The sequence below is a fragment of the Bradyrhizobium sp. USDA 4354 genome, from assembly GCF_054060315.1.
In genome coordinates this window covers 2476639-2500860 of the sequence record NZ_JBSSDC010000001.1, presented here as the reverse complement: position 1 = coordinate 2500860, position 24222 = coordinate 2476639, and the positions used below count along the sequence as shown (strand labels likewise).

The window sequence follows — 24222 nt, the reverse complement described above, 5'->3', positions numbered from 1 at the left end:
CCTAATGGTCAAGCGCGCTGGTCAGGGCCTTTATATTGTGCCTGACCATGTCAATGTAAGTGGGTGCAGGCCCCTTTTCGCCGGTCAAACCGTCCGAAATCAGGGTCCCGCCGACCTTTGCCCCGGTCTCGGCGGCGATCCGCCGGATCAGGCGATCGTCGCTGATATTTTCCAGGAACACGGCCGGGATTTTTTGGGCCTTGATCTGGCCGATGATGGCCGCGATGTCGCGCGCGCTGGGCTCGGTCTCCGTGGAGACCCCCAGGGGAGCGATGAACTGGATACCGTATTCGCTGGAGAAATAGCCGAAGGCATCGTGGGTGGAGATCACCTTGCGCCGCTCGGGCGGGATTTTGGCCACGGCCTCGCGAACCTCGCGATCGAGCGTTTCGAGCTTTTCCAGATAGGCCTTGGCCCGGACGCGGAAGAGCTCCGCGTCATCCGGAGCGGCCGCGGCGAGCGCATTGGCGATGTCGGTGACGTAGATCCTGGCGTTGGGGATGGATTGCCAGGCGTGGGGATCTGCGGCCGAACCGAGTTTGAGCGGCGTGATGCCGGCGCTCGCTGTCACGACCTTCGCCTTGCTGCCTGCGGACTGCACGAGGCGCGGCAGCCACCCTTCGAGGCCAAGCCCGTTGACGACGACAAGCTTTGCATTCGCGATCCGCTTCGCATCGGCGGGCGCCGGCGTATAGACGTGGACGTCGCTGTCGGCGCCGACCAGCGTCGTCAGGTCGATGCGGTCACCGCCGACGTTGCGGACGAAGTCGCCGAGGATCGAGAAGCTCGCAACCACGCTGAGCCGCTCCGCGGCCTGGAGCGGCGAGGCGATCAGCAGCAGCGCACAAAACAGGATGAGCCGCATCGTTCAGGCTTCCAGATGCCGGCCGGGAAACAGCTGCCGGACGATACCGCCGACGCGGCCGAACAGGACGGAGACCACGTAGAGCACGGTCGCCACCAGAATGATCGCGGGGCCTGACGGCACACGGGTCTGGAACGACAGCACGAGACCCGCATAGCCCGAGACCGCGGCAGCAACGACGGCGATGCAAATCATGACGGTGAGATCGCGCGACCAGAACCGCGCGATGCCGGCCGGCAGGATCATGAGGCCGACTGCAAGCAGCGTGCCGAGCGCCTGAAAGCCATTGACGAGGTTGATGACGACGAGCGCGAGGAAGGCGAGATGCGCAGGTCCTCCTGCGCGGCTGACGGTGCGCAGGAACAGGGGATCGACGCTCTCGATCACCAGCGGGCGGTAGATCACGGCGAGCACCAGCAGCGTCACGGTCGCGTTGAAAGCGACCACCAGCAGCGTCTGGTCGTCCATGGCGAGGATGTTGCCGAACAGCACGTGGAGTAGATCGATATTGGTGCCCTTGATCGAGACGATGGTGACGCCGAGCGCGAGCGAGGCCAGATAGAAGGTCGCCAGCGAAGCGTCCTCCTTCAGCCCGGTCGAGCGCGCGACAACGCCGGCGAGGATCGCGACGGCGAAGCCGGCGATCAGGCCGCCGGCCGTCATTGCGAACAGGTTGAGGCCCGAGAGCAGGAAGCCGATTGCGGCGCCGGGCAGGATCGCATGCGCCATGGCATCGCCAACGAGGCTCATCCGCCGCAGCATCAGGAATACGCCGATCGGAGCACCGGCCAGCGCCAGTGCGATCACGGCGGCGAGTGCCCGCCGCATGAATTCGAACTCGGTGAACGGGCCGATCAGCGCGTCATAGATCATCGAATATCAGGCCGCCCGCGTGCTGATGTCATCGGCCGCGCAGGCCGCGGCGGTGTCGTCGAACGCCTCGCACATCCGCATCGCGACCATCAGATTTTCCGGCGTCAGCACCTCCGCCGTCGGGCCCCACGCGACTGGGCCCCGCGCCAGCACCAGCGTCTCGGTGAAATGGTTTTGCACCATCTCCAGGTCGTGCAGCGCGGCGAGCACGGTCCTGCCCTCACCATGCCAGCGCTTCACCAGCGCGAGCAGATCGGCCGTCGTCTTGGTGTCGATGGCATTGAAGGGCTCGTCGAGCACGATCAGGCTAGCATCCTGGAGCAGCACACGCGCGAACAGCACGCGCTGCATCTGCCCGCCCGAGAGCGTGCCGATCGGGCGGTTCTCGAAACCGTTGAGGCCGACGGAGGCGATCGCGCGGAGAATCTTGTCGCGCGCAGCCTTGCCGATCCCGCCGAACAGGCCGGCCCCGCGCCACAGCCCGGTGCCGACGAAGTCGAACACCGAGATCGGGAAGCTGCGGTCAATCTCCGCGCTCTGCGGCAGATAAGCGATGTCTCTGCTGTCGAGCCCGCCGAGATGGATGCTGCCGTCGAGCGGCTTGAGGATGCCGACGATGCCGCGCAGCAGGGTCGACTTGCCAGCGCCGTTCGGACCGATCACGGCGACGAGCGCGCCGCGCGCGATCTCGCCGCTGAGATGATGCACGGCCGGATGCCGGTCATAGCCGAGCGTGACGTTGTGAAAGTGCAGCGCTGCCATGGTCACCTCATCGCCAGCAAGACCACGCCCCAGAGCACGGCGCAGACGGCGATCGCCGCCGCGAGGCGGCCCGCCATGGTCATGCGCAGGATCGACCAGGGTGCCGCCTGGGCCGGATGCGGCGAGGCCGCATCATGGACATGGGCATGAGTGTGGTCGTGCCCATGCGAATGCGCGTGGTCATGGGAATGGCCGTGAGAGTGGCCATGATGATGAGCGTGGGACGCGGCGGGAACCATCCCAGAACGTTATATTATAACATTACGCCTGTCCACGGCTGGGCTGTCATTCCGGGGCGGCTCGAAGAGCCGAATCCGGAACGACGTCCCGGCTCAGGGCTTGCCGATCACCATGGCGATGGCGGCCGCCACGAACGGGAACGGCACCGACACCGCGCAGCGGAACCAGACGAAACGGGCCGGCATGAACGGTATTTCCCACAAGATCACCCGCTGGAAGGCAAACAGCGCCCAGGCGACGACATAGGCCACCACCTGTGGCACCCCACCGCCCGACTTCAGCGCCACGGTGCCGATGGAGAAGCCGACCACGGGGCCGCCGGGCGTGGCCGCGCCGGCGATCACGGCGGTGGCAACCCCGAGCCAGCCGCTGTCCGGGCCGAGCCAGCCGGTGATCGCCTCCTGCGGGATGATCGCGGCGATGTAGCCGGAGCCGATCACCCCCAGCGCAATCCGCGGCACGATGTTGATGAAGTCCATCGAGCCCTCGCGCAGGGACGCCTTGAACACCGGGGGGCCACGGCGGAAGGCGATCAGCCCGACGCCAAGCACCGAGCCCCACAGCAGGATGTCGATCAGGAGCGCTGCGCTCAACTCTCGTCATCCTTCGCGACCGGCTTCGGATAGAGCCTGACATAGACGAAGCGGCCGAGGGCGCCGGCGAGCACCGGCAGCGGCAGCGAGATCACGATCCGCCACAGCGTGAAATCGGTGCCCATGATCGGGATTTCCCAGGCGACCGCCCGGCCGTAGCCGATCAAGGTCCAGCTCACGACCATGGCGATGGTGGCGCCGAAATCGGCGCCAACCGCGAGCAGCGCGCTCGCCACCGGATAGGCGGTGAAGGGCCCGCCGGGCAGGATCGCGCCGAAGGCGGTGCCGATCAGAAGGCCTGTCAGGCCGGATTTCGGCCCGAGCGAGCGCGAGACTTTTTCGTGCGGCAGTATCTCGGAGATGAAGGCTCCGAGCAGGCAACCGGCGAGCACGCGCGGCAGGATGCCGCCGAACAGCGACAGGTCATGGGTGAGAATGTCGAGAACGCCGGCGCTGCCGTCACGCCGCCAGACCAGCGCCGCGCTCACCGCCACCAGAACCGCGATGATGATGGTCGACCAGCCGATCGGCTTGCGCACGCGTCCCGGCCGCGGCTCGGACTCCGCGTCCTCGGCAGGCGCCGGGTCTTTCGGGGAAGGTTCTGACAACGGGCTCGGGTCGGCTCGAGGGTGATGCCCGTCCTGATTAAGGGCGGTGATCCTCTGATGCAAACGGTGTGACGACAGACCCATGCGCGCGCCGCGCAGGGCAATTCCGCACAGCAAAAAGGCGGCCGCGCCTGCGACCGCCTTGTCTGTCATTCCGGGGCGCACGAATTGCGAACTCTGGTGCGCAATTGCGCACCTGAGAATCTCGAGATTCCGGGTCTGGTGCTGGCGCACCATCCCGGAATGACGAGGTGAGAACTCACGCCTTCTCGAACAGGGACTCCACGTATTCCCAGTTCACGAGGTTTTCCACGAACGCCTTGAGATAGTCCGGGCGGCGGTTGCGGTAGTCGATGTAGTAGGAGTGCTCCCAGACGTCGCAGCCGAGGATCGGGGTGGCGCCGTGCACCAGCGGATTCTCGCCGTTCGGGGTCTTGGAGATCTCGAGCTTACCGTTCTTGACCTGGAGCCAGCACCAGCCGGAGCCGAACTGGCCGACGCCGGCCGCCTGGAAGTCGGTCTTGAACTTCTCGAAGCCACCGAGGTCCTCGTTGATCTTCTTCTCGAGCTTGCCGGGCAGCTTGGTGCCGCCGCCATTGGGCTTCATCCAGCTCCAGAAGTGGATGTGATTGTAGTGCTGGCCGGCATTGTTGAACACCGCGGGGTTCTTGCCGAACGAGCCCTTGACGATCTCTTCAAGGGACTTGCCTTCCCATTCGGTCCCCTTGAGCGCGTTGTTGCCGTTGGTGACGTAGGCTTGATGATGCTTGTCGTGGTGATATTCCAGCGTCTCCTTCGACATGTACTGGCCGAGGGCGTCATAAGCGTAAGGGAGGGGGGGCAGCGTAAAGGTCATGGCTTCTTGTCCGCAACTGGTGGGGAACGAGTTCTAACGGTCACCCCTTATAGAAGGTTCCGCTGCCATTAAATACCTCAGAATTTGCGAAAAGGCGTGACCGGGTGGGCTTGCCCGAATGCACAAATTCGTCGCAACGGGCAGCCGTCGATCGAACCTGCGGTTCGCCATAAAATATCTTTGCCTTTGAAGCGCTTAAGACAGAACAAACGCGCCACGAAGCGGAGCCGTGAAGGACGACGTCATGAGCATCGAGATCGACATTTTGAACGGCGACGCCTCGTGGCCGATTGCCGAGCCGCTGCATCAGGCGGTCTGGGGACCGCATAGGATCGCAGACAAGCCCTGGGCTCACGTCAAATGGGCCAACGCGGACCTGCGCGTGCTGCTCGAGACGCCCGAGGACGGTCTCGTCTGCCATGTCGGCGTCTACTTCCGCACCGTCACCTGGAACGGACAGAAGGTTCACGTCGGCGGCATTGGCGGCGTTTGCACGCGTGAGGACCGGCGCGGTCGCGGCTACGCGACGATCGCGATCGACGCGGCGGTGCATACCATGCGCGCCAACGAGGCGGTCCGCTTCGGGCTGCTGTTCTGCGAACCGCACAATTTCGCGTTCTACGAGGCCCGCAAATGGCAGCCGTTCAATGGCGACGTCTATTGCGAGCAGCCGGAGGGGCGGATCCGCTTCGACTACATGGCGCCCTACGTGTTCGACATCGTCCGCGCCCCGACGCGGGGCACAATCGACCTATGCGGTCTGCCGTGGTGACCCTTGCGTGACGTTAGGCTGGCGCGGGGGCCGACCCACCCTATAGTATGTCGGTCATCATCCAATATTCCGTCCGGTGAACATGACGATCGACGCCCCTGCAGATGCCGTCCCGCCGGTTGCGCCGGTCGCCTCCCCCCTTGCCAGCCTCCTGACCGCGCCGATCCTGCCGACCCTGCTGCGGCTCACGATCCCCAACATGATCGCGATGGTCGGCAGCACGCTGGTTGCGGTGGCCGAGACTTCCTATATCGGCCGCCTCGGCACCATCCCGCTCGCCGCGATCGCGCTGGTGTTTCCGTTTGCGATGCTGACGCAGATGATGAGTGCGGGCGCAATGGGCGGCGGCGTCTCCTCCGCCATCAGCCGGGCGCTGGGCGCCGGGAATAGCGACCGCGCCGCGACACTGGCGCTGCATGCCGCCATCATCGGCCTCTGCGGCGGGCTGTTCTTCACGGTGATGATGCTCGTTTTCGGCCGCTCCTTCTTCGCGCTGCTCGGCGGCCGCGAGCGCGTGCTCGAGGAAGCCAGCGGCTATTCGCAGGTGCTGTTCTCTGGCGCGGTCGCGATCTGGCTCGTCAATACGCTGGCCTCGGTGATCCGCGGCACCGGCGACATGCGCCTGCCTTCGATGACGCTGATCGGGGCGAGCGTGCTCCAGATCGCGCTCGGCGGCACGCTGGGGCTCGGCCTGTTCGGCGTGCCGCAATTCGGCATGCCGGGCGTCGCAAGCGGCCAGCTGATCGCGTTCAGCTGCGCCGCGATCTTCTTCCTCTGGTATCTCTTGTCCGGCCGCAGCCGGCTGCAGCTCGATTTTCGCGCCTTCCATTTCGAGCGCGCGCTGTTCCTGGACATTCTCAAAGTCGGCGCGGTGGCCTGCCTGTCGCCGCTCCAGACCGTGCTCACCATTCTGATCTTCACAAAGATCCTCGCGACCTTCGGCACCGAGATGCTGGCAGGCTACGGCATCGGATCGCGGCTGGAATTCCTGCTGATCCCGATCACCTTCGCCTTCGGCATCGCCTCGGTGCCGATGGTCGGCATGGCGATCGGCGCCGGACATATGACGCGCGCGCGGCATGTGGCATGGACTGCGGCTGCCGCCTCCGGACTCACGGTCGGCCTGATCGGCCTCGCCGTCGCACTTGCTCCGTCGCTGTGGGTCGCGCTGTTCACGCGGGATCCCGGCGTCACTGCCGCCGCGCACAGCTATTTCCACTGGGCAGGTCCGGCCTTCGTGTTCTTCGGCATGGGCGTGTCGCTGTACTTCTCCTCGCAAGGCGCCGCACGCGTCGGCGGCCCCGTGCTCGCTTCCACCGCACGGCTCCTGATCGTCGCGATCGGCGGCACCGGCCTGATGATGGCGCAGGCGCCGGCCTGGACTCTGTTCGCGCTGGTCGGCGGCGCCATGGTCGTGTTCGGGCTGTCGACCGCGGCCTCGGTCGCCTTCGTGCGATGGGGCAAATGATCGCAGGCAAATATTCAGGCAATTGAACGCAGGAATGTGATTCCAGCCAGCGTTGCACTATCCTGCCGGGCTGCTATGGAGGCGCCGTCATTTTCGGGGGCTCTCTCCATGTTCGGCAGATTCGCGATTCCTTTCGTCCTCCTGGCTGCACTGCTTGGCACAACGCGCGCCCATGCGCAGAGCGCCGACGGGACCTGGCTGACCCAGGCCGGCGATGCGCGCGTCAAGATCGGCAAATGCGGCGGCGGCATCTGCGGCCATATCGTCTGGCTGCGCGAGCCCTATGACACCTCAACCGGCCAACCCGCCACCGACAGCAAGAATCCCAATCCCGCCCTCGCCAGGCGGTCGATGATCGGCTTGCCATTGTTCAGCGGCATGGAGCCGGCGGGGCCGAACAAATGGTCGGGCCAGATCTACAATGCCGACGATGGCAGCACCTATGCGAGCAGCATCAGCCTGACTGGCGCGGACTCGCTACGGGTCGAAGGCTGCGTCGGCGCGCTCTGCGGCGGTGAAATCTGGACGCGCGCGGGGCGCTGAAGTCCACGAACGCTCGTGCCCCGGACGCGGCGCAGCGCTCTTGCGGTGCGCTGCCGAGCCGGGGCCCAGAGGCCGCAGACTGGGTCCCGGCTCGACGCCGCGTCACTTCGCAACGCAGCGTGTCCGGGACACAAGAGCCCTCACGCCATCATCGCCTTCAACGCCGTCGCCGCCGAGGCATAGCCGCCCCGCGCGCCGTCGATGAAGTGGACGTGGTCGCTGCGCAGCGCCGACGGCGTGAAGCAGGTCATCATCGCGGCATCCTGCTGATAGAGGCCGTAGCGCACGATGCCGTCACGCGCGGCGGCCGCGAGACGATCGCTCAACGCGCGCTCGAGCTGCGGAGTGCAGTCGAGAATCATGCGCAGACCGTCGTCATATTTCCTGAAGTCGGAGTTCTCGACCACCTGACGCTTGTAGATATTGGGCACGAAGCCGCCGACCTTGAGGTCGAAACGCATGATGAGATAGACGAACAAAGTATAGGCCAGCACGCTGGCTCTGCGCGCCAGCAGCGGACCGCCGCGCCTGGTGCGGGCTTCGAATTCCAGCCCCTGCGGCGGCCATCTCAGCGGCGGACCCTGCGGCGGCACCGGGCGGCCGCCCTCCGGACTGCGCTCGACGAGATGGATGATGTCCTCGATCACCTGGCGGAAGGCGTGCGGATCGACGCCGCGCGCCGGCATTACCAGCACAGACAGGATCAGGCCGCGCGCAGCCGGCATCACTTCGAAGCGGCACGACAGGCCCGAGAGGTCCGGTTGCGTGCCGGCGGGCGCTTCCTTGACCGCAAACTCGCCGCGCTTCATCGCGGCGTCGGCCCAGGCAAGCCCACCGCCCGAGAACATCGCGTAGGACAGGTTTGCCGACGGCCCGAAGCGGGCGACGCGCACGTCAAGGCCTTGAGCGCGAATGACGCTGACCGGCACCAGCGCGACGCGCATAGTCAGATCGAGATCTTCCCGCACCCAGGTCGCGGTCGCAGCCAGTGCCTCGCGGGCAAGTTCGACATCGTCCGGCGCGACCGCGAAGCTCGCGCCGTCGCCGCCGAACACGAAGGGGAATTCCCTCCCCTCCAGCGCATTGGTCACCGCCGCGATCACGGCCGCACCGGCCATGTTGACCGCCTTGTAGCGCTGCGCCGCGATCGCCTTGGTGGAATCGACGATGTCGGCGACGCCGATGCTCCAATCATCCGGCAACGGCACATAGAGCGTGGGATCCATCAGGCTGGTGAAGCCGCGGAAGACCGCAATGCCGCCGTAGAAGGATTCGCCTGATGTCATCGGTTGATGCCGGGTGGTTGGAATACGAAACAAATACGGGGCAGGATCGATCCGGGTTCGCTGGCCGGCGCCCCCATTCAATCATTGGCCGAAACGGTCCCGGACAACAAGATACTGCCACGTTGCAATGCCGCGGCGGGGTCATTGATCGGCATCAAACGACCGCCGGGGGAGACCGGCTATCGTTGGTCAGCTCCAAGGGTTGCATGGGATGATCGAGGTGTCCGACTTCGGCAGCAAGGACTCCAACTCTCCGGTCCGCCGGCGCACGGGCATCGACCCAATCAGCGCGGTGAAGATGTCCGAAACACTGACGGCGGCCGTCGATGCCTGGGCTGAAGCTCACCACCTGACCCGCTCGGATGCGATCTGCAAGCTGATCGAGCTGGGTCTGAAGATCGCGCCCCCGGTCCTCATGTCGGCGCATCCGATCGCATCGGATGCCACCAGGATCGAAGAGATCGCAGTGCACGAGATCGAGCCGCTGCTCGATCCCGCGTTGCCGGCGGACGAACGTGAGCGCCGCATCCGCCGCCTCACCGAAGGGCCGCCGGAATTTTCGCACGAACGCATTGACCTGCCGAAGGACTTGCCGAAGCAGCGGACGTGATAGCTAAGTTAGTGCAGCTTCTCGTCTTGACGCTTGCGCAAGGTATCGAGAGACGCATCATGGCAGCCGATCAGGCGAACGAATTGCTGCGGGTACATTTCATGCCCGTGACTGCCGGAATTCTGCTGCGTCATTGGCGGGCAGTGGACATCGTCCGGCTTCGCACGGGATGGCTCCGTGTGGCCTTGATTTGAAGCGGTCATGTTTGGCGTGGTCATGGACTGCTCCCTCTCGATTAGGGCAGATCGATTGACGTAACCCAATCGATTGCGGGGCATCTTACGACCAAATCCGGCTGAATGTCATTGTGCCGGATCAACGCGATCATGACGGCAGAGTTCCGCTTATGCCGTATTCCCCGCGTCGACGGTGAACACCGTCCCGGTGACATTGCGGCCACCTTCCCCCAGCAGATATTCCACCATGCGTGCGACATCGTCCGTCTCCGGGAGGCGGCGCAGCGCACTGCGGCCGGCGATGCGCTTGCGTCCCTCGTCGGAGAGATTGTGGGTGAGCTCGGTGTCGATGAAGCCCGGAGCGATCGCATTCACGGTGATTCCGAGCTTGCCGACCTCGCGCGCGAGCGAGCGGGTGAAGCCGGTGGCGGCCGCCTTGGTCGCGCCGTAGACCGACAGGCCGTTGTAGCCTGTGGTCGCGATGATCGAGGAGATGTTGATGATGCGGCCGGCGCCATCGGCCATCATCTGCCGCGCGACATATTTGGTGAGGATGATCGGCGACAGCACGTTGAGCTGCACCAGCGCCGCAATCTCTGAATTGTGCATGGTGGCGAGCAGGCCTTCGGTGCCCAGGCCGGCATTGTTGACGAGGCCGTAGATCGGGCCGAATTCGTCGCGCACGAGCTTTGCGAAGGCCGGGATCGCGTCGATCACGGCGAGATCGCAGGCGCGGAAATGCAAGCGCGCCTCGGAGGCAGCGGTGGCCGCCTTGAGCTCGTCGCTCTCGCGCCGCGCGGCCGCGATCACGTTGAAGCCTGCACCAACGAGGCGCCGCGCAATCGCAAGGCCGATGCCGCGGCTGCCGCCGGTGACGAGAACGTTATGCATCGGTGCGCGCCAATTTACCGGCCGGAGTGACGTCGAGCGTCTCGACCAAGCGGATCACCGCAGGCACCTTGTGGGATGCGAGCTGTGCGCGGCACTGATCCAGGATCTGGTCGCGGATCTCCTTCGCCCGTGCCGGATCGGTGCCCTCAGTGAGGATCACGTCGGCAACGACGATGCCGCCGGTGATCGGGCTCTTGCGCGATTTCGCCCGTGACATCCGCACATCCCGATGGCGGTTGATCACCGCCTCGATCTCCTCGGGATGGACCTTCAGCCCGCCGATATTGATGATGCCGCCGCGACGGCCGACGAAATAATAGCGGTCGCCGCGCAGCTCGACGATGTCGCCGCTGTCGACGAAGCCGTCGGCATCGGTGAGCGCTGCCGCATCGCGGCCGACATAGGCATGCGCAGTGCGCGCCGAACGGATCCGCAGCGAGCCGTCGACGACCTTCATCTCGACGCCGTTGCGGTTGCCGAGATATTCGGCCGGAAAGCCCTCCAGTCCGTCATTCACGGCGAAGCCGACGCCGGCTTCGGTCGAGGCATAGGCATGGCCGACGGAGGCATTGGGGAATGCCGCCTTCAAACCGTCGAGCACGGCCTGGTCTGCGATCTCGCCGGAGAGACGGACGTAAGCCGGGGCGAACTGCGCGGCCGAGCCGCTCATCAGGAGCTTGCGCCAGTGCGAGGGCGTGCCGGAGATGTGCGAGACGCCGCGCGCGTTCAGCCGCGCGACGTGATCGGCCAATGCCTCATGCGGGTCCGATAGCACCATCGAGCCGCCGGAGAGGATTGCGCGGAGGAAGATCTGCAGGCCGCCATAGCGGCGAATGTCGTAGAAAGTCGCCCAGACTGGCGCAGGTCCGCGTCCGGAGGCCTCGGCAACGATCGCGCCGGTCAACGCGTCCAGCGTATGGCCGGCGATTTTCGGCACGCCTGAGGTGCCCGAGGTGAGCATCAGCCATTCGGTGGCGCGCTCGGACTTGGCCGGCGCGGCGGCTTGAAGCGGCAATTGCGCGGCGACCACCAGCGACACGCCGGTCTCCGCCCAGCGATCGGGCTCATCAGTGACGACGGCATCGATCCCGGCATCCGCGATCAAGGTGTCGAGATGCGCCGGGTTGAGATCGGGGGGACACAGCAGCATGCGACCGGCGATGCCGTCGAGCTCGATCATGGCAAGGCCCGACCGGAGCTGGTCGGACAGCTTGAGCAGCACGGCGCGGCCCGACAGCTCGCGCAGGCGGCCACCCAGGATCGTGTGCGCAAGGATGTCGGTCAGCGACACGACATTGTGCGCATCGGAGATCGTGCGGCCTTTCAGCTCCGCGCCGAGATGGTCGCGAAGCGCAAAGACCTCACGCGGGGACATTTTCGTAGGCCCGCACGAAATCGCCCACCGTGGCGGGGAACGCGGCGTCCTCGGACATGGTGAAAGGGTCGACGCCGGTCTCGTCCTCGAGGCGCGCCACAAGAATCGCGAAAGCGAGCGAATCGAAGCCCGTCTCGTGCAGGGACAGATCGTCCGAGAGCGCGGGAAGCGTGACGTGCTGCTCTTTGGCGATCTGCTGAATCGCTTCAATGACCTTTGACCTTACCGACATGGCTGGCTCGCTCTTCGTTATCGTTCGTGTTGCGGCGGCTCTTGATGACCGCCTCCCCATGGCCGTCTGTTTACCCGACAGAAGTAAATGGCTTCTTGGACAATTCAGATAAAATTGGACCTATCTCTCGATTTTGGTTCCGCTACAGCCTGATCGTGCCATCCGAGATTGCCGCGTACGCCTCCCCGTCCAGCGCAACATAGGCGCCGGATTTCGGCTCGAGCATGAACAGCGGATCGGAGATCGCGCCCGGATCAAATCCCTCACGCGCGAGATCTCCCTTCTTCTGCTTGAACGTCTCGGTGGCATCGAGCTCGCGCGAGATACGGATGAAGACCGGGCGGGCGTAAGCCGGCAGTCGCTGCGCGAGATGAGCAGGCAGCGCGGTGATGTCAAAACCCTCGTTCACGACGATCGCGCTCATGCCGGCCCGGCCGTCGGTGCCGGGAATGCTGACGCCGTAGGTGGTGGCATCGATCACGCCGGTGAAATCGCGCACGGCGTCGTTGACCTCCGAGGTCGCGACGTTCTCGCCCTTCCAGCGGAAAGTGTCGCCGATGCGGTCGACGAAATGAAAAAAGCCCTTGTCGTCGATCCGCATCAGATCGCCGGTGCGGAACCAGGCATCGCCCTTGGCAAAGACGTCGCGCAGAATCTTCTTCTCGGTCTCACCGGCATCGGTGTAGCCCTCGAAGCGGCCGCCGCCCTTGTCCGCTGTGCCGATGCGGCCGATGGCTTCGCCGGCCTCTCCGCGTGCGCAGGCGATGCAGAGGCCCTCGTCGTTGCGTAGAGGCACGCCGTTGTTGCGGTCAAGCTTGACGAGACTGGCGGGAAAGCGGTGCGCGAGCAGCGGCGGGACGCGCCCGATCGCACCCGGCTCCTCTTCGACGTTGAACAGCGAGAAATTGCCTTCCGTCGCCGCGTAGAATTCGAGGATCCGCGGAATGGAAAAGCGGGCCTGGAAATCCCCCCAGATGTCGCCGCGCAGGCCGTTGCCGCAGACGAGCCGCAAGCGATGCCGATTCTCGTATTCCGACGGCGCCGCCTTGAGCAGATAGCGGCAGAGCTCGCCAATATACTGGAACAGCGTGCAGTCATGGCGGACGATGTCCGGCCAAAAATTCGAGGCCGAGAATTTTTCCGCGATCACTACCGAGCCGCCGGCGGCCAGCATGCTGCACGGCGCGACGATGCCGCCGACCGAATGGAACAAAGGCAGACAATCGTAGAGCCGATCCTGGGGCGTCGCACTGGTGAGGCCAGCGAACCAGAAGCCCCAATTGAGAATGCGGCGGTGGCTGATGCTGGCGGCCTTGGGCAGGCCGGTGGTGCCGGATGTGTAGATCAGCAGCGCACGGTCGTCGATGGCGACGCCGCCACGCTCCTCCGCCAGGAGCGGACCGTCGTCGAGCGCGGCAAGGGCGGCGTCGATGGCGCGCTCGCTGCGGGCATCGCCATGGATCCAGATCTTTGCCTCTGTCTTCAGATGCTGCTTCGCGCTCTCCAGCGTCGCCGCCAGATCGTGCGCAACGATGATGTGCAGGGGCTTTGCGACATCAAGGCAATGTGCGAGCGATTGGCCGACGAGCTTGGTGTTGATCAGCGCAACGACGCCACCGACACGGCTGATACCGAGCCAAGCCGCGACATAGTCGATGCCGTTCGGCATGAGCAAGGCAACGGTGTCGCCCCTGGTAACGCCAGCCCACCGCGCCCAGCGCGCATAGCGGTTGATCCGCTTCGATAGGCCTTCGTAGTCGAGAGTTGAGGTGTCCGTGACCAGCGCGGCGCGATCGGGCTGGCGCCGCACCCAATCGTCGACGACGTCGGCGAATAGTCGCCCCGGCAGCATCTCGATCCGAGCTGTCAGCTCGATCGCCTTCAGCCAGATCTTCGAAGCCGAGGACGTACGCGCCGCTTTCGGCTGCTCGATGACGCCGGTGGTCATGCTGTTCACTCTTGCGGGCCGTCTGCTGGTTTCCGGCAACTTAGCCCGCGCGCCCTGCCCAGGCGTTAAGAGACAAGGTAAAACCCGATTAGTGCGCGATTAACTCTATTCATCCCTTACCAAGCCAGGCGGGATCGGCGCGAAACCGCTTGCGAATGGTGGCAGACGTGTCGGGGGATCAAGCAGGCCTGGCGAAGCGGGCGCGCGGATCGGTCCTGTGCTAGCCGGCTCGCCTGTGACGCAAACGTTGCGGCGGTGCGTTGACCGGATAATACGGATTGAGATCACAGACCGCGGCGCGCCCCGAAGCTGTGGCGCGGCATTGCGGCAGCGAGGTGAAGGAGCAGTCGTACCAGTCCCCGCCACCGCCAATCGAGCCGGAATAGACGTGCATGCAGACGGGATAGCGGGGATCGAAGGTTTGCGCTTGCGAGGGCGCGGCCAACAGCAAGGCGCTGGCAGCCATGATCGGGCCGAGCGAACCACACGACGTGAAAATCCGAGGAAACCGCATGGCAGACCGCTAGTGCTGTTGTTTGTGCCGCTTGCGCGGCCGCGCCGGGGGCTGGTCGAACGCGTAATAGGGATTGAGATCGCAGCTCGCCGCGCGGCCCGAGGCCGAGGCGCGGCATTGCGGCAGCGACGTGAAGGAGCAGTCGTAATAGTCACCGCCGCCACCAGTGAAGCCGCCGGGCGTATAGACGTGCATGCACACGGGGTAGCGCGGATCGTAGGTCTGGGCGCTGGCATCTGCCGCCACAAACAGCGCGGCTACCGCGGTGAGGGTCAAAATCGGCAAACGCATGGAGGAATCCCTGAGTTGTCACGGCGGCGACGCGGACGCCAGCCGCCTCATATGGCATAACACCACGCAAGAGGCGACTGTTCCTAGGGACAGATGACGGCAAGGTGAGTGGACGAGCTAGCCGCCGAGCCCCTGCAACACGAGCCGGTTCAGCCTTGCCGCGAACGCCGCCGGGTCTTCCGGCAATTCGCCGTCCAGGATCTGCGCCTGTTCGAGCAGGAGCAGGCTGAGATCGTCGACGATCTTCGAGCCAGCCTGCGCCTTCGCAACCGCGGTGACCAGCGGATGGCGCAAATTGATCTCGAGGATCGGCTTGGTCTTCATGCCGCGGTTCTGCTGCGACAAGATGCGCTCGAGCTCGCGGCTGGGCCCTTGGCTGTCGGCGACGAGGCAGGAGGCCGAGCTGGTGAGCCGCGTCGAGGCCTTGACGTCGCTGACGCGCTCGCCGAGCGCGGCCTTGATCACGGCGATAGTGGCCGCTTCATCCGCGGCCGGCTCATCCTTCTTCGCCTCGTCCGCCTCGTCGATACGCGGGATCAGGTCGAGATTGAGATCGCCCTGGCTCAACGACTTCAGCGGCTTGCCTTCGAACTCAGACGGCATCGAGGTCCAGAAAGCATCGACAGGATCGGACAGCAGCAGCACCTCGATGCCGCGCGCGGTCGCAGCTTCCAGCCGCGGATTGGACTTCAACCGCTCGATGCTGTCGCCGACGAGATAATAGATCTCGGTCTGGTTCGGCTTGAAATCGGCGATCACCTGCTTCAGCGACCGCTTCTCGCCCGAGGTGGTGGTGAAGCGCGACAGCGCGAGCAGCTTTTCGCGCCGCTCGAAATCCTCGTAGATGCCTTCCTTCAACACCGCGCCGAAGGCGTCCCAGATCTTGGCAAAATTCTCCGGATCCTTCTCGGCCAGGCTTTCGAGCTCGGACACGACGCGGGTCGCCACGGCTTTGCGGATCTGCGCGAGCTGCGGATTGTTCTGAAGCATCTCGCGCGAAATGTTGAGCGGGAGATCCTCGCTGTCGACGACGCCGCGGATGAAGCGCAAGTACCCCGGCAACAGATCGGCATCGTCGGTGATGAAGACGCGCCGGACGTAGAGCTTCACCCGCCCCTTGCGGTTCGGCTCGAACAGGTCGAACGGCTTGGTCGAGGGCGCGAACAGCAGCACGGCGTAGGAGTAACGTCCCTCGGCGCGGTAGTGCAGCGTCATGGCGGGATCGTCGAAGGCAGACGCAATCTGCTGATAGGCCTTCTTGTAGTCGTCTGCCGTCAACTCGGATTTGGAGCGCTGCCACAACGCGCTCGCCGAATTGATCTGGCGCGGCTCGCCCTCTTCCGGCACGAGCTCGATCGGAAACAGGATGTTGTCGGAATAGGCCGTGACGATGCGCTCGATCTCGTAGGTCTCGAGATACTTTTTCGCATCGTCCTTCAGATGCAGGACGATCTCGGTGCCGCGCGTCACGCGCGCCGCCTCCTCGTCGCTGGCACGGGCGATTTCGAAGCCGGAGCCGCCGGAGGACGTCCAGGTCCAGACATCGCTCTCGCCGGCGCGGCGGCTGATCACGACGATCTTCTCGGCGACCATGAAGGCGGAATAGAAGCCGACGCCGAACTGGCCGATCAGGCCGAGCCCATCCTTGGCCTCTTTCAGCTTGGACACGAACGCCTTGGTGCCGGAGCGGGCGATGGTGCCGAGGTGGTCAATCAGCTCCTGCCGCTCCATGCCGATGCCGTTGTCGGCAATCGTGAGAGTTTTGGCCGTCTTGTTCGGGATGATGCGGATCTTCAGCGCGTCGCCCTCGCCCAGCAGAGCGGGACTTGCGATGGCCTCGTAGCGCAGCTTGTCGCAGGCATCGGAGGCATTGGAGATGAGCTCGCGGAGGAAGATGTCGGTTTCCGAATAAACGGAGTGCACCATCAGGTGCAGCAGTTCGGAAACTTCGGCCTGGAAAGGCTGCGTATGCACAGCCGTATCTGACGTCGTCATGCGCTTACCCGGTCAAAACAAAAGGGAGGAACCCGGATATAGCGCGAGGCAACGGCGGATCAAGAGGATGTGAAGCAGCCGCCCGGCGGGGACACCGCCAAAAGAGGCGCGGATCAGGTCACGCAGCGGCCGGGCTGGAGCAGCCTTGCAACCTCGGTCAGGGAGCTGACCATCGGCTCACAGGCGATCGTCGGCTTGGTGCGAGGCTTCTTCTGGTTCTGGAGCAGCACTGGCGGCTTGGCGTTGCCGGCCTCGATCACCGCGGGGACCCGCAGCAGCACCGACGTATCGGTGAGGTCGTTCAGCCGCATTGACACCGTGCGGGTAGGAACGGCTGCCGGCTTGATCTCCGCGAGCCGGTCCGCCTTCGCGGCGCGATTGACCTCGTGGCTCGGCTTGTCGGCCTTGTCGGCGACCGCTTGCCAGCGGTCAGCCAGATCGTGGCCGGAGGCTAATTGCACGGCGCCGAGCGTCGCGGCGATCGCGACGGCGCCCAAAAATACCTTTTGAATCTGTGACATGGCTGTCGATCCCTCGCCCCATGGCGATCGCGGGAACAACGCCGCCGGAGGATCGGGGGTTCTCGACCGCTACGATCACTTAACCGTGTGCGAAAAATGCCGCAGGGTCGGCAAAATATTTCACAAGCCATGGAACGACTTTGCCAGTCGGGAGTCGTCTCAGCAGCCGGCTATTCCCCCCTGCCCCATAAGCCGGCGACGTAGGGCGCGACTGTGGTGATGCCAGTCGCGCCTTACTTTTTTGCTTTCTCTGTTTGCTTTTTTGCGCCCATCGCCGCCGCCTGGCTTCGGCTCACGACCCGCCGGCCTTCAGCAATTGCCGCGCGTCGAGCTCGACCGTCTTGAATCCCCAGTCTGCCGCGACAGTCACGAGGTGCGCCGTGCCCCCGGGGCCGTCGGCGTCCTTCTCACGATTGTAAAGCGCGACCAGCGTCAGGTAACGCGCTTGCGTGGCGAGGGCGTTGAACATCATCCAGAGATTATTCCGCTGCCAGATATCATAACCCTTCTTGCCGGAGAGCCAGCGCGGCAAGTCCTTGGATTCGGCAAGCACGCGAGGCGCCACCCGTTGGCAGAGTTGCTGGTATCGCATCACCCAATCGACCCCTCCGTGATTGACCGATTCGGCCTGGAACTGGGCCTCCGGCAAGGCCAGCAAGAGCTGTGTTGGGATGCCGAGCTCGTTGCAGACCTCGTGGAACAGGATATCGCTGCCGCAGGCCCCGCCTGCGATGCCGAACGCAACGCCGCCATTCTCGTTCATCTCGTCCTTGACCGCTTTTTCGATCATCTTGCGCGCCGCGGCCACGGCCTCGGGTGTGTTGGGAAAACGCGGGTCGTTCTTGTCCCGACGGGGCGTGTCCAACATATGGCCCGTGAACAGGATGACCCGCACGGGCAGGGCCGCCGGTTTATCCGGCGCAGCCTGGCTCATCTCCTTCAGCGCGGCCTCGACATTTGCCGACAGCACCCCGAGCTCGCGAAACAGCAGGAGATTGCGCCGCGCCGCGTCGATTTCGAACGGGCCCGCATTTGCCAGGCCCCTTCGATAGGCGGTCCCGGCTTGTGCCGGTCTCTCGGCCGTGAGGAACGTCAGGTCGGCACGGCTGATTTCCTTCCAGACGTCGAATTTCTCGCCCTTCCGCACCACCTTGTCATCGTTGCCGACAGCCAGGTGTAACGCCGCAGCGAGACGACCGGCGCGGCGTTCGCTGGTCTTGAGAGCGATCGCCGCATCCCCGTCATCGACAGTTTCAGCCCAGACGTCGGGGAGCGCCCTGGCGAGACTGATCTGGATCGTCAGCATCGCAAGCGCGTTGATGCCCGCATAGAAGCTGTCCAGATCTTCGGCGAAGCCATCGAGATAATGCTGGATGGCCGAGGCAAGATGTGCCGAGCGGAGGGCCGCCTCGCGTTGCGCGTCGGCGGATGCTGCTGCCTGCCAATCGTCAATCCATCGCGTCTTGGCGTTGCTTCCCAGCAGTGAATGTCCTTCGGCGCGGTGAAACCGCCGCTCCGCCGATTCCTTGGGCGTCTCATCGCGATCATTCGGCGGCATCGTGCGGGCGAGTACCCGATTGATCGCCAGTTCCGAACGTGTGATGCAGTCGAGCTTTGAATCGGAACCAAGGGCCCTGGCCGCCAGCTTCTGATAGATAGTCCCCAGGCGGTAATTGGCCTGAAAATCATTGCTGTCCAGGCCCCGAAGCAGCTCGAACGTCTCCTTGGCTCCGGCGAAGGCCTTGATCCGAAATTGCGCGTCGCCGACAATCCGCAATCCCGCACTCCCCCATTCGAAGCCGCGGACCTCCTGAGCGAGCAGCCGCAGGTCGCCGGCGCGACCCGCCTTTCGCGCGATCTCGACCTCTTCCTGGAAATCGAACGGCACGACCATGAGCGCCGCCCGGTCGTGCGGCGTCAGACGCGGGAGCAACTTGAAGACCGGGCTGTCCTTGTTGGTGTCCGCAAGCGTCGCCTTGAGCGACTCGAGAAAGCCGGGGAGCGCGGCGGCAGGATCCGCCGGGTCGTATTGACCATATCGATCGGTCTGAAGATCGAAGGGATACTTGTCCTTCGTATCCTTGGCGCGCATCAGCAGGGTGTGCCGATCGCGCAAACCGTGCCGGATACCGAGCTCGTAGAATACGTTGGCGTTGTGGATGGAGACGTCGGCAATCACCAGATCGGAGAGCACCAGCAGCCGGAACATATCCTCCCGAATATTGCCCTGCCGCGTGATCTCGAGTGTGGTGCGGCCGTCAATCCCGGCCAGCGTGAGCGCAGGTCCGATAAGATCTCTTTCCACCCGATCGAAATCGATGCCGTCCTGCGTGCCGAAGGGACGAACGATGAACGCGCGCGTTACTTCCATGACTGAGATCCTCAGGTCTGGATCAGAAGCCTGCGTCTGAGCACCGGCCGCCGCCGGATCAGCTCACATCGAAGCAGGGCGGGAAGTGTTCCGGCTTGACCTGCTCCTTCGCGGCAAGCCGTCCGATGTCGGCAAGCTCCGCGATATTGTTGGGATCATCCATCGCCGCGATCTTCGCGACAGCTTCCGGCGCCAGGTCGAGCTTGACCGTGGTCTTCAGCCAGCCGGGCTCCAGCAGCACGTTATAGCGTGCATAGGTGGCGAGTTGGGGGCCGCTCTGGCTGTCCAGCTTCATATCCCCCACAGCGCTGTCGATCGCCCATGGCGTCAGGCAGCTCGTCAGCCATTGCAGCATTGCCTGATTGACGCGCCCGCAGTCATCCATGAGGGATTGCAGCGATCGCAGGCCCTGCTCGGCCGCAGCCATGCCCGTGATCTTTTCCGTCGTGTAAGTCTTCTTGAACGTGCCCGTGCCGACCGAGATCAGCAACAACTTGTCTCTGCCGGTTGGCCAGCGAAAACCATGGCCATCGAGCGCGGCCAGCATCAGCAGTTGCAACGACGGGTCGTTGAAGGGGCTCACACCGCCGTCGACGAACGCGCCGGCGACGACGTCTCCCTGACGCGAGGAGATGTCGATCTTTTGAGGCTCGAAATACGTCGGTGCTGCCGTGCTCGCCCGGACCACCTTGGTCAAATGCAACTTGCCGTCCTGCGCGGCATATCGAGCCGCGGGATGGTTGTGCAGCGGCCAGGGACTGCCCGTGTCGAGGCGCTTCGTCATGATCATCAAGCCGGTGCGGATGCGCTCGCTGTCGAGCGTCGTATCCGCCCCGAGTTGCTTATCGAGCGCATCTTGAAGTGGTTCAGACTTGAACTTTGGCGCCAACAGCCCAAGCCGCCAGAACTCGGCCTGGAAAACATCCGTCCCGATCCCGGTGTACAGCTTCTTGAGTTGCTCCACCGTCAACCCACAGGCCAGACCGGCCGCAATGATCGACCCGGTCGATGTCCCCCCGATGAGATCGAAATAGTCGCAGAGCAGGAATTTCGGATCGTCGAATCGTCTCCTGAACTCGCGCTCCATCACTTCAAGATATTCGAGGGTGAGAATGCCGCGTATCCCACCACCATCGAGCGCGAGTATCCGCTTTGGTCCGTTCGTCCTATCCAGATGTTGTTGCTTGGTCTTGGGCATCCGACCCTCCCAGGCGGCAAAAGCTGCCGGCGATGCCGGCTGCAGAAATTAGATGACTCACAATAATTCTCATATGCGACGGCTACGGAATGCGCCGCGGCATTAAATTCGATGCGACCTTCAAAATCGGTCGCTTCAAGACAACCATCTTGCACGAAACACAGCCTAAAGTATAGTGGTCAAGATTGCCGGTCGAGAAGGTCAGACCGGCCTCGCGTGCGTGGCACCGCACTGGGAATGCAGAAAAATCGCCAGATGGTGTGCGGCAGACGCTGGAGCCTTGGCTGAGGCGAAGCTAAGGAATTCATGAAGCAGCCTCGTGTCGCCAATCAAAACAGAGACGAGCAGTTGCGTCCGGGGATTGCCGGCTGAATCGAAAGGGGTGCTCACGCTCGACAGGATCAGGCGGCATGGCTGACATTTTCCTGAGCTACACCCACGTCGATCGGCCGCGCGCCCGGCCGATCGTGGATCTTCTTGAAGAGCAAGGCTGGACCGTTTGGTGGGACCGCGGCATTGAACCTGGCATGCCATGGCGGCCCGAGCTCGACGTCGAATTGGCGAACTGCCGAGCCGTCGTCGTGCTGTGGTCGCAGACGTCAGCGGCCAGCGAATGGGTTTGTCATGAGGCACGCGCCGGCCTGAAGAAAGGCGCGCTGGTGCCCATCCTCATCGACGAAGGCAAATTCCCGATCGAGTTCGCCGCCGTGCAAGCGACCGATCTTTCGCACTGGGAAGGCGGGACGGACCGCACGGAAGTAGAAGCGCTGCTGCGCCGGCTGGCGCGTCTCGTCCCGCCTTCGCGTATCGATACGGTTCGTCCGGGCTTCGATCCGGATTTCCTCGGCAAGACGCGCCCGATCTCTCTGCGCGGGCGTGAATGGCGCGGTCGCGGTGTTGCGCTATCTGCACTTCACGGTCGTGATGAATCCGGCGCGTCGGCTCGCGCATTACGTGGCTTACAATTGCGACGGGAGCCAATTCGTCGACGAGCCGCGCGGCGCGGAGAAATGGTCGCCCGATCCGCTGCTTCCCCCGTCCTTGCAGATGAATCTACCGTTGCTGCGACAGAGCCCTTACGACCGCGGCCATCTCATGGCCCGCTCGACGGGCTGCTGGGGCGAGCCGCGCGCGGCCTCGATCTCGGCGCGACAGGCGTTCTACTGGCCCAACGTCGTGCCGCAGCACCAGCGGCTCAATCAGGGTTGGTGGCACGCGTTGGAGCAGTGGGAGCGCGCAATGGCGCAATCGCGGGGACGGCTGACAGGCTTCAGCGGGCCGGTCTTCTCCGACGACGATGAAGCCTTCCGCGGCGACGTCGAGTTCGAGCACGGCCTGATCGCGCGCGACACTTTTCGCGTACCGCGGGCCTATTGGAAAGTTGCAGTCATCGCCGCTCCACGCGACGGCCTTGCCGTCGCAGCCTATCTGATGGACCAGGTGGCGATGGTGGCGCAAAACGTTGGCCGCAGGATCGAGATCGGAGACTACCGCGTTACGCTCGCAGATCTGGAAAGGATCGCGCAACTCCGTTTCGCGGCATCCCTGCACCAGGCGGCTGCGTTGTGAGTTTGCCGGCGAAAGGGCGCCCGCGGCCTTAAACGCAACGGCGCCCTGCTATCGCTCGAGGCGTCAAGAAACCGTCGCAGCCAGCCATGTCCGTCCCTCGCCGTACAGCTTCTCCACTTCGGCGCCGATCAGCCCGGGCATGTCGCGCTTGACCTTGTAGCCGATCAGCTCCTGCATGTAGGCGAGGTGACGGTAGCCTTCGGGCAGCGCAGCGAGCGCCTTCTGGTCGAGGCGCAGTGTCGCGGCGGGATCGACCGGATCGATCCGGTCCTTCTCATAGATCGGCTGGCGGCGGACGATGCCCCATTTGCCGATGCCTGATTGGTCTTGCCTCTTCTCCAGGAAATCGTAGAAGCGTCCGGTACAGACGACGTCGCAGAGCACATCGTGCACGAGGGCGCGCTGCGAGATCGTCATCTTGGTCTGGGCGATGGCCCGCGCCCCCTCGATATCGACGCTGGTGCCGCCGAGGAAATGCAGGATACGCACGCCCCTGGCGAAGCCCTCCTGGCTGACGCGCATGAAATCTCGCGCCGGTCCCTGAAACCAGGTCGCGGACATCCAGCCCTCGTCATGCCACAGCGTGGCAAAGCGCTCCCAGTCGCCGGCGTCGCGCCACACCGCCCAGTTCTCGACGAGGTCGCGAATGGCGAGGCGATCGAGGAGTTGCTGGTCCATGAGGCACATCTCCGACTGGAATAGATGCATGAGGTATGAGCGGCGAAGTGGATGCGCGTCAAGCGCGGAAGGCGGCCACGAAAAATCCGGCGTGCCTTGCAGCACGCCGGATCAAACCGTTTCCCGAAATGGCGCTTTCCTTAAGCCGCCGGCGCTTTGGGCGTGCGGTTGCGCGAATTGCGCTGGAAGAACAGCGCCTGGCTCGCGACCGCCGACACCATCGCGGGCTGGAACGGTTTTGAGATCAGGAACGCCGGCTCGGGGCGCTCGCCGGTGAGGAAGCGCTCGGGATAGGCGGTGATGAACACCACCGGCACCTCGAAGGTGCGCAGCAGCTCGTTGACCGCGTCCAGGCCCGACGAGCCGTCGGCGAGCTGAATGTCGGCGAGGATCAGGCCGGGCCGCTTGTTCTTGGCCAGCGCCACCGCATCGGCATGGGTGCGCGCGACGCCGACGACGTTATGGCCGAGATTCTTCACCAGGCTCTCGAGGTCCATGGCGATGAAGGTCTCGTCCTCGATGATCAGCACGTCGGTCGCGATCTCGGCCGCCATCTCGCGTCCAGCCGCGTCCGCAAGCCGCCGCGTCTCCGCGACATCGGTGCCGAGAATGAAGGCGACTTCCTCTTCCGAAAAGCCCTCGAGCGAAAGCAGCAGGAAGGCCTGACGCGGCAGCGGCGTGATGTTCGACAACCGCCGCTCCGGCGGCATCGGCAGGGTCGTCACCTCGGCATCGTCGTTGACGGAGACCGAATTCCAGATCTGAGTGAACAGCCGAAACAGCCCGGCTCGAGGCCCATGGCTCTCGTCGAGCACCGACGGATCTCCCAGCATGGCTTCCAACATGGCTGCGACATACGCGTCACCGGAGGCCTGGCTGCCGGTCAGGGCGCGCGCGTACCGTCGCAACAACGGCAAGTGTTCAGCAACAAGCTGTGAACGGGACATCCCCACTCCATTCGTCTCCGGGCCAACCTTGAGGTCACGC

At 64.3% G+C, this 24222-nt stretch carries 26 protein-coding genes and 1 pseudogene; 6 read left to right on the top strand and 21 right to left on the bottom strand.

Features of this window, described 5'->3' with window-relative positions:
- Position 1 precedes the first annotated feature (1 nt).
- The 7 genes from ACVIIV_RS11705 to ACVIIV_RS11675 form a co-directional block, all read right to left on the bottom strand.
- Positions 2 to 865 carry a metal ABC transporter solute-binding protein, Zn/Mn family gene (locus tag ACVIIV_RS11705; protein WP_456744323.1) on the bottom strand — a complete coding sequence of 288 codons (864 nt, stop codon included), beginning with the start codon at positions 863 to 865 and terminating at the stop codon, positions 2 to 4.
- A 3-nt stretch (positions 866 to 868) separates the two neighbouring features.
- Entirely contained in the window at positions 869 to 1738 is an 870-nt protein-coding gene (locus tag ACVIIV_RS11700) for a metal ABC transporter permease (RefSeq protein ID WP_456744322.1), read from the bottom strand.
- A 6-nt stretch (positions 1739 to 1744) separates the two neighbouring features.
- The gene (locus ACVIIV_RS11695) at positions 1745 to 2500 is read right to left on the bottom strand and encodes a metal ABC transporter ATP-binding protein (protein ID WP_456744321.1); all 756 of its coding nucleotides are present in this window, start codon (positions 2498 to 2500) and stop codon (positions 1745 to 1747) included.
- 2 nt (positions 2501 to 2502) lie between these two features.
- Positions 2503 to 2739, bottom strand: a complete 237-nt coding sequence (locus tag ACVIIV_RS11690) for a hypothetical protein (RefSeq protein WP_456744320.1) — start codon at positions 2737 to 2739, stop codon at positions 2503 to 2505.
- A 93-nt stretch (positions 2740 to 2832) separates the two neighbouring features.
- Positions 2833 to 3333 (bottom strand): hypothetical protein, encoded by a 501-nt coding sequence (locus ACVIIV_RS11685; RefSeq protein WP_456744319.1) that lies wholly within the window; start codon positions 3331 to 3333, stop codon positions 2833 to 2835.
- Positions 3330 to 3941 carry a permease gene (locus tag ACVIIV_RS11680; protein WP_456744318.1) on the bottom strand — a complete coding sequence of 204 codons (612 nt, stop codon included), beginning with the start codon at positions 3939 to 3941 and terminating at the stop codon, positions 3330 to 3332. The genes ACVIIV_RS11685 and ACVIIV_RS11680 overlap by 4 nt, the downstream gene beginning before the upstream one ends.
- Positions 3942 to 4200: 259 nt before the next feature.
- Positions 4201 to 4797 carry a superoxide dismutase gene (locus tag ACVIIV_RS11675; protein ID WP_027573470.1) on the bottom strand — a complete coding sequence of 199 codons (597 nt, stop codon included), beginning with the start codon at positions 4795 to 4797 and terminating at the stop codon, positions 4201 to 4203.
- A 244-nt stretch (positions 4798 to 5041) separates the two neighbouring features.
- On the opposite strand from ACVIIV_RS11675, the gene ACVIIV_RS11670 reads away from it, so the two are divergent.
- The 3 genes from ACVIIV_RS11670 (at position 5042) to ACVIIV_RS11660 (ending at position 7580) form a co-directional block, all read left to right on the top strand.
- The gene (locus ACVIIV_RS11670) at positions 5042 to 5569 is read left to right on the top strand and encodes a GNAT family N-acetyltransferase (protein ID WP_456744317.1); all 528 of its coding nucleotides are present in this window, start codon (positions 5042 to 5044) and stop codon (positions 5567 to 5569) included.
- A gap of 82 nt (positions 5570 to 5651) precedes the next feature.
- On the top strand, positions 5652 to 7037 hold the full coding sequence (locus ACVIIV_RS11665; RefSeq protein WP_456744316.1) for an MATE family efflux transporter: 1386 nt from the start codon (positions 5652 to 5654) through the stop codon (positions 7035 to 7037).
- A 108-nt stretch (positions 7038 to 7145) separates the two neighbouring features.
- Entirely contained in the window at positions 7146 to 7580 is a 435-nt protein-coding gene (locus tag ACVIIV_RS11660; RefSeq protein WP_456744315.1) for a DUF2147 domain-containing protein, read from the top strand.
- Positions 7581 to 7720: 140 nt separating this feature from the next.
- On the opposite strand, the gene ACVIIV_RS11655 is transcribed toward ACVIIV_RS11660, so the two are convergent.
- Positions 7721 to 8866: a DUF3095 domain-containing protein gene (locus tag ACVIIV_RS11655; protein ID WP_456744314.1), complete on the bottom strand. Its 1146-nt coding sequence runs from the start codon at positions 8864 to 8866 to the stop codon at positions 7721 to 7723.
- Between the two features lie 211 nt (positions 8867 to 9077).
- Here ACVIIV_RS11655 and ACVIIV_RS11650 point away from each other — a divergent pair, with 211 nt between their 5' ends.
- Positions 9078 to 9476: a hypothetical protein gene (locus ACVIIV_RS11650; RefSeq protein WP_456744313.1), complete on the top strand. Its 399-nt coding sequence runs from the start codon at positions 9078 to 9080 to the stop codon at positions 9474 to 9476.
- An 8-nt stretch (positions 9477 to 9484) separates the two neighbouring features.
- On the opposite strand, the gene ACVIIV_RS11645 is transcribed toward ACVIIV_RS11650, so the two are convergent.
- The 11 genes from ACVIIV_RS11645 to ACVIIV_RS11595 form a co-directional block, all read right to left on the bottom strand.
- The gene (locus ACVIIV_RS11645) at positions 9485 to 9694 is read right to left on the bottom strand and encodes a hypothetical protein (RefSeq protein WP_456744312.1); all 210 of its coding nucleotides are present in this window, start codon (positions 9692 to 9694) and stop codon (positions 9485 to 9487) included.
- A gap of 126 nt (positions 9695 to 9820) precedes the next feature.
- Entirely contained in the window at positions 9821 to 10543 is a 723-nt protein-coding gene (locus tag ACVIIV_RS11640; protein ID WP_456744311.1) for an SDR family NAD(P)-dependent oxidoreductase, read from the bottom strand.
- Positions 10536 to 11918 carry a class I adenylate-forming enzyme family protein gene (locus ACVIIV_RS11635; protein WP_456744310.1) on the bottom strand — a complete coding sequence of 461 codons (1383 nt, stop codon included), beginning with the start codon at positions 11916 to 11918 and terminating at the stop codon, positions 10536 to 10538. Before ACVIIV_RS11635 ends, ACVIIV_RS11640 begins: the two co-directional genes overlap by 8 nt.
- The gene (locus ACVIIV_RS11630; RefSeq protein WP_456744309.1) at positions 11905 to 12150 is read right to left on the bottom strand and encodes an acyl carrier protein; all 246 of its coding nucleotides are present in this window, start codon (positions 12148 to 12150) and stop codon (positions 11905 to 11907) included. Before ACVIIV_RS11630 ends, ACVIIV_RS11635 begins: the two co-directional genes overlap by 14 nt.
- Before the next feature lie 142 nt (positions 12151 to 12292).
- Positions 12293 to 14107 carry a long-chain-acyl-CoA synthetase gene (locus ACVIIV_RS11625; protein WP_456744308.1) on the bottom strand — a complete coding sequence of 605 codons (1815 nt, stop codon included), beginning with the start codon at positions 14105 to 14107 and terminating at the stop codon, positions 12293 to 12295.
- Positions 14108 to 14318: 211 nt separating this feature from the next.
- A complete protein-coding gene (locus tag ACVIIV_RS11620) occupies positions 14319 to 14564 on the bottom strand; it encodes a DUF3551 domain-containing protein (protein ID WP_456744307.1) in 246 nt (81 codons plus the stop codon).
- Positions 14565 to 14621: 57 nt separating this feature from the next.
- Positions 14622 to 14903 carry a DUF3551 domain-containing protein gene (locus tag ACVIIV_RS11615; protein WP_456744306.1) on the bottom strand — a complete coding sequence of 94 codons (282 nt, stop codon included), beginning with the start codon at positions 14901 to 14903 and terminating at the stop codon, positions 14622 to 14624.
- Positions 14904 to 15020: 117 nt separating this feature from the next.
- Positions 15021 to 16898 (bottom strand): molecular chaperone HtpG, encoded by a 1878-nt coding sequence (gene htpG / locus ACVIIV_RS11610; RefSeq protein WP_456744305.1) that lies wholly within the window; start codon positions 16896 to 16898, stop codon positions 15021 to 15023.
- A 113-nt stretch (positions 16899 to 17011) separates the two neighbouring features.
- The gene (locus ACVIIV_RS11605) at positions 17012 to 17419 is read right to left on the bottom strand and encodes a hypothetical protein (protein WP_456744304.1); all 408 of its coding nucleotides are present in this window, start codon (positions 17417 to 17419) and stop codon (positions 17012 to 17014) included.
- Positions 17420 to 17711: 292 nt separating this feature from the next.
- The gene (locus ACVIIV_RS11600) at positions 17712 to 19790 is read right to left on the bottom strand and encodes a tetratricopeptide repeat-containing protein (RefSeq protein WP_456744303.1); all 2079 of its coding nucleotides are present in this window, start codon (positions 19788 to 19790) and stop codon (positions 17712 to 17714) included.
- Between the two features lie 58 nt (positions 19791 to 19848).
- Positions 19849 to 20988 (bottom strand): patatin-like phospholipase family protein, encoded by a 1140-nt coding sequence (locus ACVIIV_RS11595; RefSeq protein ID WP_456744302.1) that lies wholly within the window; start codon positions 20986 to 20988, stop codon positions 19849 to 19851.
- A gap of 410 nt (positions 20989 to 21398) precedes the next feature.
- Here ACVIIV_RS11595 and ACVIIV_RS11590 point away from each other — a divergent pair.
- Together ACVIIV_RS11590 and ACVIIV_RS11585 are read left to right on the top strand one after the other, a co-directional pair.
- Positions 21399 to 21740 (top strand): annotated as a pseudogene (locus tag ACVIIV_RS11590) (toll/interleukin-1 receptor domain-containing protein); the annotation flags it as partial.
- Between the two features lie 124 nt (positions 21741 to 21864).
- A complete protein-coding gene (locus ACVIIV_RS11585) occupies positions 21865 to 22557 on the top strand; it encodes a DNA/RNA non-specific endonuclease (protein ID WP_456744301.1) in 693 nt (230 codons plus the stop codon).
- Between the two features lie 63 nt (positions 22558 to 22620).
- Here the strand turns inward: ACVIIV_RS11585 and ACVIIV_RS11580 are convergent, their stop codons facing one another.
- Together ACVIIV_RS11580 and ACVIIV_RS11575 are read right to left on the bottom strand one after the other, a co-directional pair.
- Positions 22621 to 23235 carry a nuclear transport factor 2 family protein gene (locus tag ACVIIV_RS11580; protein ID WP_456744300.1) on the bottom strand — a complete coding sequence of 205 codons (615 nt, stop codon included), beginning with the start codon at positions 23233 to 23235 and terminating at the stop codon, positions 22621 to 22623.
- 140 nt (positions 23236 to 23375) lie between these two features.
- Positions 23376 to 24182 (bottom strand): response regulator, encoded by an 807-nt coding sequence (locus tag ACVIIV_RS11575; RefSeq protein WP_024337326.1) that lies wholly within the window; start codon positions 24180 to 24182, stop codon positions 23376 to 23378.
- Between the last annotated feature and the right edge of the window lie 40 nt (positions 24183 to 24222).